Annotated in this window: 21 protein-coding genes and 4 pseudogenes; 16 read left to right on the top strand and 9 right to left on the bottom strand. The window is 54.1% G+C overall.

Features of this window, described 5'->3' with window-relative positions:
• Positions 1-504 precede the first annotated feature (504 nt).
• Both tet(W) and SRB521_RS12030 read left to right on the top strand, forming a co-directional pair.
• The gene (gene tet(W) / locus SRB521_RS12035; protein WP_002586627.1) at positions 505-2,424 is read left to right on the top strand and encodes a tetracycline resistance ribosomal protection protein Tet(W); all 1,920 of its coding nucleotides are present in this window, start codon (positions 505-507) and stop codon (positions 2,422-2,424) included.
• 50 nt (positions 2,425-2,474) lie between these two features.
• Entirely contained in the window at positions 2,475-3,242 is a 768-nt protein-coding gene (locus SRB521_RS12030) for a class I SAM-dependent methyltransferase (RefSeq protein WP_002586626.1), read from the top strand.
• A 271-nt stretch (positions 3,243-3,513) separates the two neighbouring features.
• Here the strand turns inward: SRB521_RS12030 and SRB521_RS12020 are convergent.
• The 6 genes and pseudogenes from SRB521_RS12020 to SRB521_RS11995 all read right to left on the bottom strand — a co-directional run bounded on the left by SRB521_RS12020 (position 3,514) and on the right by SRB521_RS11995 (position 7,214).
• Positions 3,514-4,306: pseudogene (locus SRB521_RS12020) on the bottom strand (IS5 family transposase).
• A gap of 157 nt (positions 4,307-4,463) precedes the next feature.
• Positions 4,464-4,712: pseudogene (locus SRB521_RS12015) on the bottom strand (DUF6076 domain-containing protein); the annotation flags it as partial.
• A 169-nt stretch (positions 4,713-4,881) separates the two neighbouring features.
• Positions 4,882-5,208 (bottom strand): annotated as a pseudogene (locus tag SRB521_RS16555) (hypothetical protein); the annotation flags it as partial.
• Between the two features lie 260 nt (positions 5,209-5,468).
• A complete protein-coding gene (locus SRB521_RS12005; protein ID WP_116721915.1) occupies positions 5,469-5,918 on the bottom strand; it encodes a GNAT family N-acetyltransferase in 450 nt (149 codons plus the stop codon).
• 9 nt (positions 5,919-5,927) lie between these two features.
• Positions 5,928-6,677, bottom strand: coding sequence for a GNAT family N-acetyltransferase (locus SRB521_RS12000; RefSeq protein ID WP_116721914.1), 750 nt, complete (start codon positions 6,675-6,677; stop codon positions 5,928-5,930).
• Positions 6,678-6,683: 6 nt separating this feature from the next.
• Positions 6,684-7,214, bottom strand: a complete 531-nt coding sequence (locus tag SRB521_RS11995) for a dihydrofolate reductase family protein (protein WP_165366635.1) — start codon at positions 7,212-7,214, stop codon at positions 6,684-6,686.
• 238 nt (positions 7,215-7,452) lie between these two features.
• Here SRB521_RS11995 and SRB521_RS11990 point away from each other — a divergent pair, with 238 nt between their 5' ends.
• From SRB521_RS11990 to SRB521_RS11945, 10 genes and pseudogenes are all read left to right on the top strand, one after another.
• On the top strand, positions 7,453-8,364 hold the full coding sequence (locus tag SRB521_RS11990; RefSeq protein WP_116721912.1) for a helix-turn-helix transcriptional regulator: 912 nt from the start codon (positions 7,453-7,455) through the stop codon (positions 8,362-8,364).
• Between the two features lies 1 nt (position 8,365).
• Entirely contained in the window at positions 8,366-8,701 is a 336-nt protein-coding gene (locus SRB521_RS11985; RefSeq protein ID WP_033117438.1) for a TfoX/Sxy family protein, read from the top strand.
• Positions 8,691-9,326, top strand: coding sequence for a GyrI-like domain-containing protein (locus tag SRB521_RS11980; RefSeq protein ID WP_116721911.1), 636 nt, complete (start codon positions 8,691-8,693; stop codon positions 9,324-9,326). Before SRB521_RS11985 ends, SRB521_RS11980 begins: the two co-directional genes overlap by 11 nt.
• A 121-nt stretch (positions 9,327-9,447) precedes the next feature.
• Entirely contained in the window at positions 9,448-10,275 is an 828-nt protein-coding gene (locus SRB521_RS16925; RefSeq protein ID WP_116721910.1) for a GNAT family N-acetyltransferase, read from the top strand.
• Positions 10,276-10,288: 13 nt separating this feature from the next.
• On the top strand, positions 10,289-10,846 hold the full coding sequence (locus SRB521_RS11970; protein WP_075705334.1) for a DUF3795 domain-containing protein: 558 nt from the start codon (positions 10,289-10,291) through the stop codon (positions 10,844-10,846).
• A gap of 4 nt (positions 10,847-10,850) precedes the next feature.
• Positions 10,851-11,246 (top strand): SRPBCC family protein, encoded by a 396-nt coding sequence (locus SRB521_RS11965; RefSeq protein WP_116721909.1) that lies wholly within the window; start codon positions 10,851-10,853, stop codon positions 11,244-11,246.
• An 8-nt stretch (positions 11,247-11,254) separates the two neighbouring features.
• Entirely contained in the window at positions 11,255-11,539 is a 285-nt protein-coding gene (locus SRB521_RS11960) for a DUF3781 domain-containing protein (RefSeq protein WP_033117494.1), read from the top strand.
• A 53-nt stretch (positions 11,540-11,592) separates the two neighbouring features.
• Positions 11,593-11,871, top strand: a complete 279-nt coding sequence (locus SRB521_RS11955; protein WP_116721908.1) for a GNAT family N-acetyltransferase — start codon at positions 11,593-11,595, stop codon at positions 11,869-11,871.
• Between the two features lie 46 nt (positions 11,872-11,917).
• Positions 11,918-12,280 (top strand): annotated as a pseudogene (locus SRB521_RS11950) (GyrI-like domain-containing protein); the annotation flags it as partial.
• Positions 12,281-12,434: 154 nt separating this feature from the next.
• Positions 12,435-12,848: a DUF3788 domain-containing protein gene (locus tag SRB521_RS11945; RefSeq protein ID WP_075705336.1), complete on the top strand. Its 414-nt coding sequence runs from the start codon at positions 12,435-12,437 to the stop codon at positions 12,846-12,848.
• Positions 12,849-12,930: 82 nt separating this feature from the next.
• Here SRB521_RS11945 and SRB521_RS16220 read toward each other — a convergent pair whose 3' ends face one another.
• Both SRB521_RS16220 and SRB521_RS11930 read right to left on the bottom strand, forming a co-directional pair.
• Positions 12,931-13,521, bottom strand: a complete 591-nt coding sequence (locus SRB521_RS16220) for a hypothetical protein (protein ID WP_165816292.1) — start codon at positions 13,519-13,521, stop codon at positions 12,931-12,933.
• A gap of 257 nt (positions 13,522-13,778) precedes the next feature.
• A complete protein-coding gene (locus SRB521_RS11930; RefSeq protein WP_033117430.1) occupies positions 13,779-14,066 on the bottom strand; it encodes a hypothetical protein in 288 nt (95 codons plus the stop codon).
• A 431-nt stretch (positions 14,067-14,497) separates the two neighbouring features.
• On the opposite strand from SRB521_RS11930, the gene SRB521_RS11925 reads away from it, so the two are divergent.
• From SRB521_RS11925 to SRB521_RS11915, 3 genes are all read left to right on the top strand, one after another.
• Positions 14,498-14,905 (top strand): MerR family transcriptional regulator, encoded by a 408-nt coding sequence (locus SRB521_RS11925; RefSeq protein ID WP_075705340.1) that lies wholly within the window; start codon positions 14,498-14,500, stop codon positions 14,903-14,905.
• The gene (locus SRB521_RS11920; protein ID WP_116721905.1) at positions 14,898-15,311 is read left to right on the top strand and encodes a cupin domain-containing protein; all 414 of its coding nucleotides are present in this window, start codon (positions 14,898-14,900) and stop codon (positions 15,309-15,311) included. The genes SRB521_RS11925 and SRB521_RS11920 overlap by 8 nt, the downstream gene beginning before the upstream one ends.
• Before the next feature lie 310 nt (positions 15,312-15,621).
• Positions 15,622-16,050, top strand: a complete 429-nt coding sequence (locus tag SRB521_RS11915; protein ID WP_033117427.1) for an Hsp20/alpha crystallin family protein — start codon at positions 15,622-15,624, stop codon at positions 16,048-16,050.
• Positions 16,051-16,121: 71 nt separating this feature from the next.
• Here SRB521_RS11915 and SRB521_RS11910 read toward each other — a convergent pair whose 3' ends face one another.
• Complete coding sequence (locus SRB521_RS11910; protein ID WP_116721904.1) at positions 16,122-16,331, bottom strand: hypothetical protein; 210 nt, start codon at positions 16,329-16,331, stop codon at positions 16,122-16,124.
• A gap of 92 nt (positions 16,332-16,423) precedes the next feature.
• Between SRB521_RS11910 and SRB521_RS11905 the strand changes: the two genes are divergently transcribed.
• The gene (locus tag SRB521_RS11905) at positions 16,424-16,633 is read left to right on the top strand and encodes a helix-turn-helix domain-containing protein (RefSeq protein ID WP_116721903.1); all 210 of its coding nucleotides are present in this window, start codon (positions 16,424-16,426) and stop codon (positions 16,631-16,633) included.
• Positions 16,634-16,657 lie beyond the last annotated feature (24 nt).

Raw genomic sequence — 16,657 nt, 5'->3', positions numbered from 1 at the left:
ACTCCTTATATCTTTCTGTATACATTGAATTTGTATTTAGTAAAATGCAGACAACACCACGGATCGGCTTTTGGTTGGACAATTCCAACCAAACACCACAGCAGACAGCAGAAAACATTCTGAACGCTAGGAAGCCGGTATGATTGTTACATATAAGGGGAAGAAAAATTTCTTTTAGGTACTTGCTTTCCTAAAACTGATGTGATACAATGATTTAATCCAGAAAAGGAGTAAAAAATATGCGGCAAGGTATTCTTAAATAAAACTATAATCAAATAGTGGGAACAAAGGATTATGATAGCTCCTTTTGTAGGGGCTTAGTTTTTTGTACCCAATTTAAGAATACTTTTGCCTTATCAATTTTGACATATCCCCAAAAACAGCAATCACAAACAGGTGTATGCTGTATATGTGTATGTCCGCAACTTATAATCCCCAGTGGTAAAAGTATTTTACTGCTGGGGATTTTTATGCCCTTTGGGGCTGTAAAGGGAGGACAATCACATGAAAATAATCAATATTGGAATTCTTGCCCATGTAGACGCTGGAAAGACGACCTTGACGGAGAGCCTGCTATATGCCAGCGGAGCCATTTCAGAACCGGGGAGCGTCGAAAAAGGGACAACGAGGACGGACACCATGTTTTTGGAGCGGCAGCGTGGGATTACCATTCAAGCGGCAGTCACTTCCTTCCAGTGGCACAGATGTAAAGTTAACATTGTGGATACGCCCGGCCACATGGATTTTTTGGCGGAGGTGTACCGCTCTTTGGCTGTTTTAGATGGGGCCATCTTGGTGATCTCCGCTAAAGATGGCGTGCAGGCCCAGACCCGTATTCTGTTCCATGCCCTGCGGAAAATGAACATTCCCACCGTTATCTTTATCAACAAGATCGACCAGGCTGGCGTTGATTTGCAGAGCGTGGTTCAGTCTGTTCGGGATAAGCTCTCCGCCGATATTATCATCAAGCAGACGGTGTCGCTGTCCCCGGAAATAGTCCTGGAGGAAAATACCGACATAGAAGCATGGGATGCGGTCATCGAAAATAACGATGAATTATTGGAAAAGTATATCGCAGGAGAACCAATCAGCCGGGAAAAACTTGCGCGGGAGGAACAGCAGCGGGTTCAAGACGCCTCCCTGTTCCCAGTCTATCATGGCAGCGCCAAAAATGGCCTTGGCATTCAACCGTTGATGGATGCGGTGACAGGGCTGTTCCAACCGATTGGGGAACAGGGGGGCGCCGCCCTATGCGGCAGCGTTTTCAAGGTTGAGTACACCGATTGCGGCCAGCGGCGTGTCTATCTACGGTTATACAGCGGAACGCTGCGCCTGCGGGATACGGTGGCCCTGGCCGGGAGAGAAAAGCTGAAAATCACAGAGATGCGTATTCCATCCAAAGGGGAAATTGTTCGGACAGACACCGCTTATCAGGGTGAAATTGTTATCCTTCCCAGCGACAGCGTGAGGTTAAACGATGTATTAGGGGACCAAACCCGGCTCCCTCGTAAAAGGTGGCGCGAGGACCCCCTCCCCATGCTGCGGACGACGATTGCGCCGAAAACGGCAGCGCAAAGAGAACGGCTGCTGGACGCTCTTACGCAACTTGCGGATACTGACCCGCTTTTGCGTTGCGAAGTGGATTCCATCACCCATGAGATCATTCTTTCTTTTTTGGGCCGGGTGCAGTTGGAGGTTGTTTCCGCTTTGCTGTCGGAAAAATACAAGCTTGAAACAGTGGTAAAGGAACCCTCCGTCATTTATATGGAGCGGCCGCTCAAAGCAGCCAGCCACACCATCCATATCGAGGTGCCGCCCAACCCGTTTTGGGCATCCATAGGACTGTCTGTTACACCACTCTCGCTTGGCTCCGGTGTACAATACGAGAGCCGGGTTTCGCTGGGATACTTGAACCAGAGTTTTCAAAACGCTGTCAGGGATGGTATCCGTTACGGGCTGGAGCAGGGCTTGTTCGGCTGGAACGTAACGGACTGTAAGATTTGCTTTGAATACGGGCTTTATTACAGTCCGGTCAGCACGCCGGCGGACTTCCGCTCATTGGCCCCGATTGTATTGGAACAGGCATTGAAGGAATCGGGGACGCAGCTGCTGGAACCTTATCTCTCCTTCATCCTCTATGCGCCCCAGGAATACCTTTCCAGGGCTTATCATGATGCACCGAAATACTGTGCCACCATCGAAACGGCCCAGGTAAAAAAGGATGAAGTTGTCTTTACTGGCGAGATTCCCGCCCGCTGTATACAGGCATACCGTACTGATCTGGCCTTTTACACCAACGGGCGGAGCGTATGCCTTACAGAGCTGAAAGGATATCAGGCCGCTGTCGGTCAGCCGGTCATCCAGCCCCGCCGTCCAAACAGCCGCCTGGACAAGGTGCGCCATATGTTTCAGAAGGTAATGTAAAGATACATAATCGTCAAGACGGCAACAATCAGAAGTTATGGAGGGTAACAATGGAATATAGTAAGGAAGATTTAATGGAAGCAAAAAAGCAAATTTGGGGAGTGGGAGAGAACATGGGAACAGAGGAAAGTAAAAAAATCTGGGAGGAGAACGCACAATTTTGGGATAATGCAATGGGTGACGAATCTAATGAATTTCACAGAGAGGTAGTGCGTCCCAAAGTAACGGAACTTCTATCTCCTAATCCTGCGGATTACATTTTGGATATTGCGTGTGGCAATGGAAATTATTCTTCGTATCTTGCACAAAGAGGCGCTTCGGTTGTCGCTTTTGATTACAGCAAAAAAATGATAGAATTGGCTAAAAGACGGCAATCACAATATGCAAAACAAATTGAATTTTGTGTGGCGGATGCGACCGATAGAAAAAGTATATTAGAATTAAAAAGAAATCGAGCCTTTACGAAAGCAGTTTCTAATATGGCAATTATGGATATTACGGATATTGAACCACTTCTTATGGCTGTTTATGAACTGTTGCAGGAAAGCGGAATTTTTGTCTTTGCAACGCAACACCCTTGTTTTGTCACGTTGACTGAAAAATATATGACACCGCACAGTTACTATGATATAGCGATTGAAGGGCAACCGAAAGAGCAGATTTATTATCATCGTTCCATACAAGATATTTTTAACCTTTGTTTTAGAGCTGGATTTGTCATTGATGGATTTTATGAAGAATGTTTTAAAACCAACAAAGAAATTCCTATGGTAATGATAGTAAGGCTTAAGAAGGTAAAACGTGATAGCTTAAAATAAATTCAAGTTTGTCGGGTAAATAGCAAACCCAGCCGAGCCAGTCAACGGTCAAGATGAACGGCGCATATGCGCAGCCGTTGACAGCCCCGCCCGCCTTTGCTGGTAGGCAATCAAGGGGCGACAGCAAGAAGTGCCACCGCCCCGCACTATTATTCAGAAAGGGGAATTTCCATGACCGACCAGATAGCCTATCAAGAATATATCCAGCGCAGGTACAACGCCTTTTGCAAGACTGTTATCCGCTGTGCCGCCTTGGACAAGATTTTGAAGCTTAGGCCTTGTTTGAAAAAAGATAGAGAATGTGCCAAAGCAACAAAATAGCGATGGAGACAAGATAAACGAAGGCGAGAAAGGAAGCATCCGACTTGTCATATCTGGTGGCGATTCTGCGAAACCACTTGATTTTCTGGAAAAAACACTCCACCAGATGGCGCTCCTTATACAGATGCCAGTCAACCGGCCGGGGATCGGAAATGTTGCTCTGCGGCGGGATCACATAGCTGGCCCCGTGCTCTGAGATGTATTCCCGAATTGCCCGAGCGCCATAAGCCCGATCTGCCAGTACAGCACTCCCGCCGATTCTGACCTTTTTCAGCAGTTCAACAGCGTGAACCGAATCGTGGTCATTTCCAGCGGAGAGCAGGAACTCCACCGGGTTTCCCAGACCGTCTACGACAGCGTGGAGTTTTGTGTTCCACCCGCCTTTGGTACGGCCAACCGCCTTATCCGCCGTTTTTTTCCCCGCCATTTGCGCTTTCATGCACCTTTACGCAAGTGGAGTCCATGCTCAGGTTCTCCATATCCGCGTCCGCAGACAGTGTGTGGAATACCGCTTCCAGAGTGCCGTCATCCCGCCATTTGGCGAATCGGGCGTATATAGACTGCCAAGGGCCATAGGTCTCCGGCAGCTCACGCCACTGCGCACCGCTCCGGACGATCCAGAGCATCCCGTTTAGCATGGTCCGGTTATCCTTCCGGGGGCGGCCCCGCTTCCCCGTTTCTTCCGGTGGCAGCAGCAGCTTGATTCGTCCCCATTGTTCTTTTGTTAGTTCATATCGTTTCATGCTATTAGCTTCGCATAGCTTGGTTTATTGTGCAACTTTTATTTTTCAAACAAGGCCTAATCCATCTTGAACACTATAGATTACTTCTGCTAATTCTTGCTTTTCAGAAATACCTATTTTCCTGTATTCAATCACCATATTATATCTTCCTCCAAATTCAAATTTTCGCCTTTACTTCTTTCAGCAAAGCATCCTGTTCCATTTCCGTGGCATAATCGCCTTGAGCGTAAGCAACCTCTTTGATCGCCCGTTTCAGTTTGTTTTTCGCCAACCGCTTCATCTCCTTAGCGGTCTGCTCGTCCAGAGTACCACGGTGGAGATACTGAGTGATCGTGTTCATGCGGCGGGTGTAAATCGCCTTGATGGGATGATCGTCTGCAAGCTCTCGTTGCTCTCTGCCCTTGAGATATCCAAACTGTAGATAATCTGTTTAAGGCTGCTATGTTCAAGGAAGTACAGAGGCTTGAATATGATATTCAAAGCTTTTCTTGAATTTGCGAAAAAACGTCTCAGGTATCATTCCTCTAATCCCATGTTACTGTTCCAATAAAGCCACTTCTGTTCCACAGCTAATTTCATTCAAGAAAACTCATCTCCTGGTGTGCGAAGTTATCTGCACATCTGGAGATGAGTCTTTTACTTGCTTTTTTCGTCTGCTCCGGTTTCTTCCGTTTCTTACCCTCTCGAGCCTGGGGCTGGCTCCCGATTTTTGCCTTCTGCTTCTTCAGCTCCGCGAGCTCGGCCTTCATCTCTACGATCAGCACCTTCAGCTTTTCTTCACACTCCTCGCGGGTGTGGGCGTAGACGTTGCGAGAATGCTTCTTGCCGTCGATCCACATGGGCGAGTAGCGGCCCTCGAAGAGGTGATCATTGATCTCGGTGATGCAGCCGGTGCCGTGTTTGACATAGAGCAAGTCCAGATGGCCCAGCTTTTTCTCCCGGTCCCAAACAACGATGGCCCCGCCGACGATTTGCCCGCCCTCCACCGCCCTGTAGGCGATGGCCCCCTCCGCGCCAAGGGAGCGGTCGATGTCGGACTCCGGCAACACCAGCTCTCCGGCGGCGAAGCAGCCGCCCTCCTGGGCGCCCAGCTGGAATGCCCCCTGCATATCCGCCTTGTACTGGGGCAAGTCCCTTTTCTCCAGTAAACGCAGTCCCAAATTCATGTTCCGATCTTCCTTTGCAGATACACCATATCCACTAGTTGGACCCCGCACTCATAGATAGGATGGTCGTAGTGGTCGGTGAAGAAGTTCTTCACCAGATGGTGCCTGCGAAACCCGCAGGCCTCGTAAAATGGGATGGTGGACAGGCTGTCTCCAGTGCCCACCTGCAGCACCGCATAGCGTCCTGAATAGGTTCGGATGAGGAAGTCCACTAGGGCCTTTCCATAGCCTTTGCCCTGAAAGCCCGGCTCCACAGCGATGTTTTTCAGTTCCAGAACGCCGTCGCCCTCGGCAGCCACCACGCACTCGGCTTTGACTTCGCCGTCCTCCAGCACATACATGGTCCCACGCTCCAGATAGCGGTCGATCATGTCCTCCTGCTCATCCGCCAACAACAGCAAGGCGAGGTATTTCTTTTTATCCTTCTCAACTTTTCTGATTTCCATGGGCACACCTTACTTTTTTAGGAGCCGTTTCAAAGCGGCGGCGTCCAGCAGATTCACCGTCACGAACTTCCCTTGATAAAATACCGCCCAGTTGTTGAACACACCGGGCAGAGCCTTGGCCTTTTCCAAAGTGTCCACTGGAATGAGGATATAGGGTACCTCCAGCTCCCCGCAGGTCCTGTGCACCAGTTCTACGCTCTGATGGATGTAGGGACACTGGGGGCTATAATAGATGGTCAAGTCCGAGCTTTCGATCTCCAACTGCTTGGCATTCTCCGCAAAGTGCGGCTTGGTTCCGTCAAAGGAGCGGGCCAGCAGCCGATAGCCGCCCGGGGTGGTATCCACCGTTTCAAACCCATATTTCGCTGCGAAGGCCTGGTCCGAGAGCCAGGCCTTTTGCTTTTCGGCACCCAGCATACACACACCGGATTTCCCCTTGGATTTGGCGTCGGCCAGGCAGTACTCCATCAGATGCCTGCCGTAGCCCTTGCCCTTAAATTCGCCGGAGACCCACAAGCAGTAGATGTAGAGATAGTTCTCTCCCTCCACTGGTGCCCAGGCGGTCTCCAGCGGAGCGTACTCGATGAACACCACACCCTTGGTGTCCAGCTTGCGGAACACATGGCCTTCCCGGAGCCGTTGGGCCAGCCAGGCCCGCTTGGCTTCCACGCCGGGGTGGGGCTTCTTGCTGCGGATAATGCAGCACAAATGCTCCTGCGCCAGATTGTCTTCCGTCAAATTGATAAATTGATCACTCATTGCTTGTCACCGCTTTTCGTATACCAGATCTACGATTCCGTTGTAATGTTCTGTTCCCACCAGCTTCAGCGGCAGTTCCGGCCCTAGTTCGGGGTACAGCCGCACGCCTTTGCCCAGTACTGTGGGGATTACCGACAGCCACAGTTTATCGATGCGCCCCTCTTTCAGCAGCTGCCCGGCCACGGACGCACCGCCGCAGATCCAGATGTTTCCCTCCCGCTCCGCTTTCAGCTTGCCCGCCAGGGCGGTCAGTTCTCCATTCCAGAAGCAGATACCCTCCTGGTCCTCTTCCTGCCGGTGGGTTACCACATAGCAGGGACGGCCCTCATAGGGCCAGCTGTCCGGGGAAAGCTCCGTGACGATCTGACGATAGGTGGTCCAACCCATAACGATGGTGTCCACCGTCTCATAAAACGCCGGGTAACTGCCGGGGGCATCCGGTTCACTGCCGTCACCGCCCAGCCAGCCCACGCCGCCCTGCTCGTCCGCAATATATCCGTCCACACTCATGGCGAGATATAAAACGATCTTTCCCATGACCATCCCCTCCGTTGCCCCTATTGTACCCAATGGTCACAAAAAGCACAAGGCAAAAAGAAACATGACAGACAGTTGTCGTGTTCCTATGGTATAATAGCTACAGAACGGCGATTATGCTTCGATTTTCAGTCGTTTTCTCGCCTCTGACGGGGCAGCCGAAAAACATGGCGTGATACCACTCCAGGGCCGTCGTCATGGTATCATGCAGGAAAAACCAGGAAGGGCGGTGCATCTCATGAAGATGGAGCGGCTCATCGGTATCCTATCCATCCTGCTCCAGCGGGAGAATGTCACCGCCCCGGAGCTGGCGGAACAGTTCGAAGTGTCCCGCCGGACCATCCAGCGGGACATCGAGTCCCTGTGCCGGGCGGGCATCCCCATCTCCACCGCCCAGGGCGCAGGCGGCGGCATCTCCATCATGGAGGGCTATCGGGTGGACCGTACGGTGCTCACCGATCCGGAGATGCAGGCCATCCTGGCAGGGCTGCGGAGCCTGGACAGCGTCAGCGGCACCCTGCGCTATGCTCAGCTGATGGAGAAGCTGTCCGCCGGGACGGGTGGGCTGGTGCCCGGCAGCGCCCACATGCTCATTGACCTCTCCTCCTGGTACAAGACCAGTCTGCCGCCGAAAATTGAGCTCATCCAGGGGGCCATCGAGCAGCACCATACTATCCGCTTTACCTATTTCTCGCCCAAAGAGGAATCGGTGCGAATCGTCGAGCCATGCTACCTGGTGTTCCACTGGTCCGCTTGGTATGTGTGGGGCTGGTGCCAAATGCGGGAGGATTTCCGCCTGTTCAAATTGAACCGTATGACGGGCCTCACCTCCGGGGAACTTTTTGAGCCCCGGCCTGCGCCTCTGCCCGACCTGGAGCCGGAGCGGGTCTTTCCGGTGAAATATCAGGTCACCGTTCTCTTTGACCCGACCTGCCGCTGGCGTCTGGTGGAAGAGTACGGCGCGGACCGCTTCACCGTGGAGCCGGACGGGCGGCTGCGTTTTACCGGAGGCTTTCCAGACGCGGACAGCGTGCTCAGCTGGGTCCTGACCTTCGGAGACAAGGCGGAGCTGCTGGAGCCGGAAGAGTTGCGGGAGCGGCTTGGAGTTTGGAGTCAAACCTTGGCCGACCGTTATCGAGGGAGGGATTAGCATGGCGTCTCATCCGGATTTTGTGAACTATGTGGCCGAGCAGCTACGGGAGGCCGGAGCCATCCGCAGCCGGAAGATGTTCGGCGAATACGGCCTTTACTGCGACGATGTGTTCTTCGCCGTCATCTGTGACGACCAGTTTTTCGTAAAGATTACCCCGCGGGGCGAAGCGGCGTTCCCCGACCTGCCCAAGGCTCCGCCTTATGAGGGGGCGAAGGACTCCCTGCTGGTGGAAGATGTGGAGGACCGGGAGCGGATGACGGGGCTGGTGCGCGTCACCTGCGAGGCGCTGAGAAGCAGGCACCAAAAGAAGAGGAGGAATGACCATGCCCTTTGATTACAAGAAAGAATACAAGGAATTCTATCTGCCTCCCACGACGCCGGGTATCGTCACGGTACCGGCTATGAATTTCCTGGCGGTGTGGGGCCAGGGTGATCCCAATGAGGAGGATGGCGCCTATAAGCAGGCCCTGGGAATGCTCTACGCCGTGGCCTTCACCATCAAAATGAGCAAGATGGGCAAGCACAAGCTGGAGGGGTACTTTGACTATGTGGTGCCGCCCCTGGAGGGCCTGTGGTGGCAGGAGGGCGTCCATGGGATAGACTACGCCTGCAAGGCGGATTTTCAGTGGATCTCCCTCATCCGGCTGCCGGAGTTTGTGACGAGAGAGGTCTTTGACTGGGCGATCCGGGAGGCTACGGAAAAGAAGCAGAAGGATTTCTCTCCGGTGGAGTTCTTCCCTTGGGAGGAGGGAGTGTGCGTCCAGTGCATGCACATTGGCCCCTACGACGACGAGCCCGCCACGGTGGCCGCCATGGAGGAATACGCCAAGGCCCAGGGCTATGAGGCGGACTTTGGGGAGGGCCGGTTCCACCACGAGATCTACCTCAGTGATGTGCGGCGGTGTAAACCGGAGCGGATGAAAACCGTCATCCGGCACCCCACCAAAAGGACAGAGTAATGAAACACATTTATACACAAATCCGCAAAATGTGCCCGAAGGGATGTGGTCTTCTGCGGGAATTTCTCTATTAGGCCATCTATCCTATCTCCCGTAGGGAGCGGAACCGCCGCCCCGGTCGGTGGTCGATCTGCCGGAGCTGCAGGTCTATATTGCAGGTTTTGGCACACAACCCGGGGATCACTGTCTCGTTGCCGAGACGGAGGGAACGGTCGTTGGCGCAGTGTGGAGCCGTATCATGGAGTACTATGGCCACATCGACAGCAGTACGCCATCCCTGACCATCTCGCTATTGCCGGGATACCGCGGGCTGGGCATTGGGACACAGCTGCTGGACAGCCTTCTGTTTCTGCTGCGGGAGAACGGTTATCTACGGGCATCGCTCTCTGTTCAGAGAAAAAATCCAGCGTTGCGCCTGTATGAGCGGGCGGAATTTCAGATCCTGGAGGAAAAAGACACGGAATATTTGATGCTGCGGGACATCACCCAAGCGGTGCAACAGGGGAGCGTGGATATGGAAACAACAATGGAGAAGCAGCGGGAAAACAAAATCCGGCAGTGGGTTTCCATGTGGCTGGACAAGCAGAACACGGGCATTGAGGACCTTTTTGCCCCCGACGCCGTCTACATCGAGAGCTGGGGGCCGGAGTATCACGGAAGTGGGAAAATCAAGCTGTGGTTTGACGAGTGGAACACCCGGGGAACCGTGCAGCGCTGGGATATCCGGCAGTATTTTCACAAAGGGGACCAAACCGTAGTGGAGTGGTCCTTCCGGTGCGCCATGACAGATGGTCTGATCCAGAGCTTTGACGGTCTCTCCCTCATTCGTTGGAATGGAGCGGGACAGATCCGCTTTTTGCAGGAATTCGGCTGCAACGAAAATCGTTATGACCCCTACGCCCAAGGGAAAACCCCGGTGTTCCGGGAAGAGCAGGCGCTGTGGTTCTAAGGGAGGAAACGGCATGAAAGGTTTTACCCGTACAGAAACCCGCTTCTCCCTGTGTGGCCTCAACTGCGCCCTGTGCTCCATGCACCTGGGCGGCCACTGTCCCGGCTGCGGCGGCGGAGCAGGCAATCAGAGCTGCGCTATGGCCCGGTGCTCCCTGGAGCACGGCGGCGTCCAGTTTTGCTGGGAATGCCCGGAGTACCCCTGTCCCCGCTATGATGGCTTCGGCGACGGGGATTCCTTTGTCCCTCACCGGAACCGGCAGCAGGACATTGCCCAGGCCCGGGAACTGGGACTGGAGGCGTACCTTGCCCAACTGGAGGAAAAACGGGCGATCCTGGATAAACTTCTGGCCTATTACAACGATGGCCGCCGTAAAACTCTTTTCAACACAGCGGTCCATCTCTTGCTCCTGGAGGATCTGCGCTCTGTGATGGCCGCTCTGGACAGCCGGCCGGAACTGGCAGAGCAGACGGTCAAGGATCGTGCCCTTGCCGCTGTGGGGCTGCTTCAGGAGGCGGCGGACCGCCAAGGTATCAGCCTGAAGCTCAACAAGAAACAAAAGAAGGGGTGATCGTATGGCGGTTTCCAAAGTGACAGTCCATTTTCCCTGTCCGGTGGAGCGGGTGTGGCATACGGTGACCGACCTCACCCATACCGCCTGGCGCAGTGATCTTGCGCGGGTGGAGGTACTGGACGAGGGCCGTTTTGTGGAACACACCAAAAGCGGCTACGCCACCAACTTTGCGGTCACAGTCTGTGAGCCGCTCCGTCAATGGGCCTTTACCATGGAGAGCGGCAACATGTCCGGCTCCTGGGAAGGGGCCTTCGAGTCGGCGGAGGGCGGCACCCGGCTGACTTGCACTGAGGCCGTCACCGCCAAGCACTGGTGGATGCTCCCCTTTATCCCCGGATATCTGAAACGGCAGCAGAAGCTGTATCTGGATGATCTGCGAAAGGAACTGCTGAAATGAGCGCTTCTATGGATGGGACTCCGCTTGCACAGGACAACCGGACGCTGATCTCTAATCTTGACAGGCTCCATACGACTGTGATGGGTACAGAACGGATCAAGCGGAATCTGAACATAGAGACGGACGCAGTCGCATATTGCAAGGCTTTGATTTTGAAGAGAAACTGCGTGATTTATCAGCAGGGCAAGAACTGGTACTGCGGGGTGGATGGGGTGCGTATCACCATTCATGCCCGAAGCTACACGATCATCACCGCACATACAGAAAGGGCAGCGTCCAATGGATCGCAATGAGGAATAAAACCATGGAAATAAAACTCGCACAAACACAAGACATTCATGCCTAGATGGCGCTGGTGGAACAGGTCCGGGATGTCTTTTCCGGTCTGGAGACCGCCGAAGCTATGGAGGAACACAGAGCCACAGTCCTGCGCTTTATGGAAAATTCCTCCGCCGTCTGCGCGGCGGAGGCGGACCGCATGGCGGGCATTTTGCTGTTTTCCAAGGAACCGGGTGAGCTATGCTTCCTGGCGGTGGACCCGGCCTGCCGGAGACAGCACGTTGCGCAGAAGCTGGTGTCCTTCATGCTGACGCAGATGGAAGAGGGCAAAGACTTTCAAGTATGAGGACGCCGCCGCTCAGGTCCCCCAGTTCTGGGCGGAGCATTTCGGCACAGGTGGAGGCAAGGTGGTGTGCGGCATGTACGGCATCAACCTGGACGAGAGTATGGGCGGCAACGAGTTTGAATATCTCATCGCCGACAACTACGATCCAGCCAAGGAAATCCCTGACGGCTTCACCACCCGTACCATCCCGGCCCACACCTGGGCGGTGTTCCCCTGCACCGGCCGGATGCCTCAGGCTCTCCAGGGGCTGAACCAGCAGATATTCTCCCAGTGGCTGCCCACGAACCCAGACTACAAGATCGCCGCCGGCATCAACGTGGAGCTGTACAGCGACGCCAGCAAGTTTGAGAACGGCGCTCAGGACCAGGACTACTACTGCGAGGTCTGGATTCCGGTGGAAAAGAAGTAAGGCACATCCCCCACGGGAAAATGCCCCTGTGCGATAAAGGAGCACGAGAGGCTTGATCGACAGCCGCCTCGCTATAAGAGGAATTTGATAGAGAAACTCATACCTATACGGTAGAATAACAATATAATTCTGATTGATAGAGGAGGCGGCTGTCGTGCTTGACATGGTACCGGACGCAGAGCAAATGACAACTTTAGTGGGAAAATCCTTATACGAGATCTGGACTCAATTATGTGCCTTGATTGATGAAAAATATGACATGGAACGTCTGTGGGGCAGCGGTGGGAAAGCATGGACCTATGAATATAAATACCGCCGAGGCGGCAAAACCCTATGCGCACTGTATGCGAGAGAAAACTGCATAGGATTTATGATCGTCTTAGGTAAGGATGAGCGCTTGAAATTCGTAAATGACAGAGAACATTACTCAGAGGAAGTTCAAAGAATTTATGACGAAACGCAGACTTACCACGATGGAAAATGGCTGATGTTTGAGCCAACAGACACCTCGTTGTTTGATGATTTTATCAGGCTTTTGGGCATTAAGAGGAAACCAAACAGAAAATAGAGACATGATCCTTAGAAGGGGACGGCGCATTCATGATGCCGTCCCCTCTCGCTTTTCTATTCCCAACATCTTTTGGAGCATCTCAATAGTGCTTGGCCACCATGTGCATGGTTGCCTTCGCGCCTTTGGTGATGACGTTCATGTTAGTTTCCTCAGGATGGAACTTCATGTACGCCCAGATCTGGCGCTCCTTCTTGTGGAGCTCGCACGGTGGGGTGATCCCCTGCAGGCGGTCCTGTACGGCCTTCCGCTCCGCGTTCATCTGCCGAATGAGCACCTTCAGTTCCTCCTCGCATTCCTCCCGGGTGTGGACGTAGACGGGCTTGAAGTGTTTGGTTCCGTCCGGCCGGGCGGGCAAGTAGCGGCCCCCCAAGAGGTGGTCATTGAGGTCAGAGATGCAACCGGTACCGGGCTTTCGGGTACACTTGGTCACCGGCTGGAAGTCGGTGACTGGATTCTGTTTTGTCAGAGGCAGCGCTCGGGGGGTGGGCTGCTCCGGCTTTAACGGATGGGGAAAGATCCATTCCGTCAGGGCAGTCTTTTCCGCTCCCGGAGCGACTCGGCAGTGCTGGGCGACAGGGTAAATGGTGCGAGTCCCCGCGGCGGTCTTGGTATCCCAGGGCGTCAAAGTACCGCCCTTCTCCTCGCAGGTACTCATCGTCCAGCTTAACACAGTCCGCCAGCGTACTCAGACCCATGTCCAGCTCCACCGACTTTACGATAAAGCCGGTGAGATTTCGGCTGCCATCTTCCGTATATCTTCGCTCCAGGGTTGCTTTTTTCTCCGGCGACAGGTAGAGGGGAAGTTTCTCTTTTTTGCTCATGTTGATCTCCTCTCCGGGGCTTGCCCTCTGTTTTTTTCCTGTGGGAGCAGGCACTGCGGGATAACGACCGCAGAACTGATTTTTCTCTCTGGATTCGCCCCCATTTTTAACGCCCACGGAAACTCCTGAAACTGCCCGCTTGCCGATTCCGCTGTTCCTCCAAGTGAAGCATCTGTTGCTGGTAACAGCGATACATCGCTACTTGAATGGGCATGGTGTACTGGTTGTTGCCGTTCCACTTCATACCATGGTTGTCGATATAGCTGGTGCTCTCCACAGCAATGAGCTGCTTCCCCTCCAACTTTTTGTCCGCATCCCCCGGCCCAATGGCAGAATTCAGGATGAAAGATTTGCGGGTAAGGCTGGCGGAACAGGGGATTTCCTGATTTTCCAAATGGAGGTTTTGACCAACTCTTTTGGTCGGGCAATCGCTTTCTGCGGCGCTGGGGCGCCGAAGGAACCCTGCTTTTGAACCGGTTCAAAAGCAGGGTTCCCTTTTCCAGGGAGGCCCGCGTGAAACCGGCCTGAAAAATATTTTCAAAAAAGAGGAGCAGCCTATTGACTTGGAGTCTACTCCAGGTGTTATGGTAGTAAAAAGCATGCGGAACAGAGGAGAAGATCCTGCGACGCCTCTCTGTCTGCAGGAACGCGAAGCAAACGTACAAGGGCTGAGACAACGCTTTACTATGATGGGGCCGCACCGCCGGACGGGGCAAGGCAGGTGACTGCGTGGCCTGCGGGATACCCGTCCGGCTCAAAAGGCCGCCGGGACCCTTTGTGCGCGAAGGGAGAGACCGGCTGAATGCTGGAAAGGAGACAGACGCCATGACCATTGCAGAAGTGAGCAGGAGATTCGACCTGTCGGCGGACACCCTGCGCTATTACGAACGCATCGGACTGATTCCACCGGTACCCCGCACCAAGAGCGGTATCCGGGACTACGACGAGGAGTCCTGCAACTGGATCGAGCTGATGAAGTGTATGCGCGCCGCGGGCGTGCAGATCGAGGCGCTGATCGAGTATGTGGCCCTCTTCCAGCGGGGCGACGAGACCGTGGAGGCCCGCAAGGCCCTCCTGATCGAGCAGCGGGAACAATTGACGGCCCGCATGGAAGAGATGCAGCAGTCGCTGGACCGGCTCAATCACAAGATCGAGCGGTATGAAAAGGGCCTGATGTGCAAGGCGCAGCTGCTTCAGCGGCATCAGGACGGAAAGAAGAACGGCCATGTGTGACTGGAAGCAAGGCGTGATCTTTCCCCGGGGGGCGGAGAACGCCGCCTTTGCCCCCTATTTTGTGGGCCGGAGCTATTTGAATATGCTCTCGCTGGAGGGGGTGGTCATCGGCAACGTGACCTTTGAGCCGGGCTGCCGAAACAACTGGCACATACACCGGGCCGCAAAAGGCGGCGGGCAGATCCTGCTGTGCATCGGCGGCCGGGGGTGGTACCAGGAGGAGGGAAAGCCAGCCCGTGAACTCCGGACCGGAGATGTGGTCCATATTCCCGCCAACGTGAAGCACTGGCACGGCGCCGCCAAGGACAGTTGGTTTGCCCACCTGGCCGTGGAGATACCGGGGGAGGGCGCCGGGAACGAGTGGTGCGAGCCGGTGTATGACGAGGCATATGGGAAGTTGCCGTAACTATAGAAGCGAAGTACCGCAGGGGGCGGAGCGGACCGGAAACGGCCCGGTCCGCCTTTCTGACGCCAAGGAATTAGCACTCTATAATGATGAGTGCTAACATTTACAGTTTAGACATATTTGCCTGTATATTTGTTCATAATCCAGGCTTATACTAGGTCCAGAAGATGAGACAAGGGGGCGCGTTCGAGAGGGCGCAGTCCCCGGAAAGAGGATGGTTTCCATGAAAAGCAAAGGATTTTAGCAAATTAGTCTAATGACTGCTAACAGAGAAATCAAGATGGATCACAGTTTGAAAGGAGCCTTTTATATGTTTGGTATGATTCCCTTTGAGCGCAATAACGACAATTTCTTTGATATTTTTGACAACTTTGAGCGCAAGTTCTTCGGCAACAGCAGCGCCGCCCTGCCCGATTTCCGCACCGATATCCGCGACGCGGGCGACAAGTTCGTGCTGGAGGCAGAGCTGCCCGGTTTCCAGAAAGAGGATATCAAGCTGGATGTGAAGGATGGGATCCTCACCATCTCCGCCGAGCACAGCGAGAGCAAGGACGAAAAGAACGAGCAGGGCGGTTATATCCGCAGGGAGCGCCGCTATGGGTCCTTCCGCCGTTCCTTCGACATCAGCGGTGTGGATGACGAGCACATCACCGCCTCCTATCAGAACGGCGTGTTGGAGCTGCATCTCCCCAAGGTCATTCCTGCCGTGCCGGAGAGCAAGCGCATCGCCATAGAGTAAACAGCGCGGATGGGCCGGAGCGTGACAAGCGCCAGGGCTCCGGAGCGCTCTGCTGGGAGAGAAGGAGCCGGTCAGCGCGGTCTGGCCGGCTCCTCCCTGTATGCCTCCCAGTGCGGACAGGTCCCGTCGGGCTGCGGATACCGCCCATGGTGGGGTACGTGACAGTGCCCGTACCAGAGAGGTTCGAGCCGTCCGCCCTCGCTCAGGACGTAGTGCTGGCGATAGTGGACGCAGGTGCCGCAGACCTGTGGGCGCGCGATATAGATTTTGGGGGATATCATAGCATTTACCTCAAGGGACATTATAAATCTGATCGGGTTTAAAGTCAATACATCCAATCAGGTTTGTGATATGGTCCTCATGAGGTGATAACATGTACTGCTATCCAAGACTGCGCGATTTGCGAGAGGATCAGGATATGACGCAGGCGGAAGTGGGTTGCCTGCTGGGAACAACACAGCAGCAGTATTACAAATATGAAAAGGGGATTCAAGAGATTCCCGCCCACCATCTGATCGTCCTGGCCGACTATTACCACGTCACTGTGGATTATCTCCTGGGCCGGGACACCAAAAATTTGTAAATCAATCACTCCGGAAAGGATGTG

Source organism: Intestinimonas butyriciproducens (genome assembly GCF_004154955.1).
GTDB classification, from domain to species: domain Bacteria; phylum Bacillota; class Clostridia; order Oscillospirales; family Oscillospiraceae; genus Intestinimonas; species Intestinimonas butyriciproducens.
Note: the sequence above shows the minus strand (reverse complement) of the source record. Positions and strands in the feature narration are given on the sequence as shown.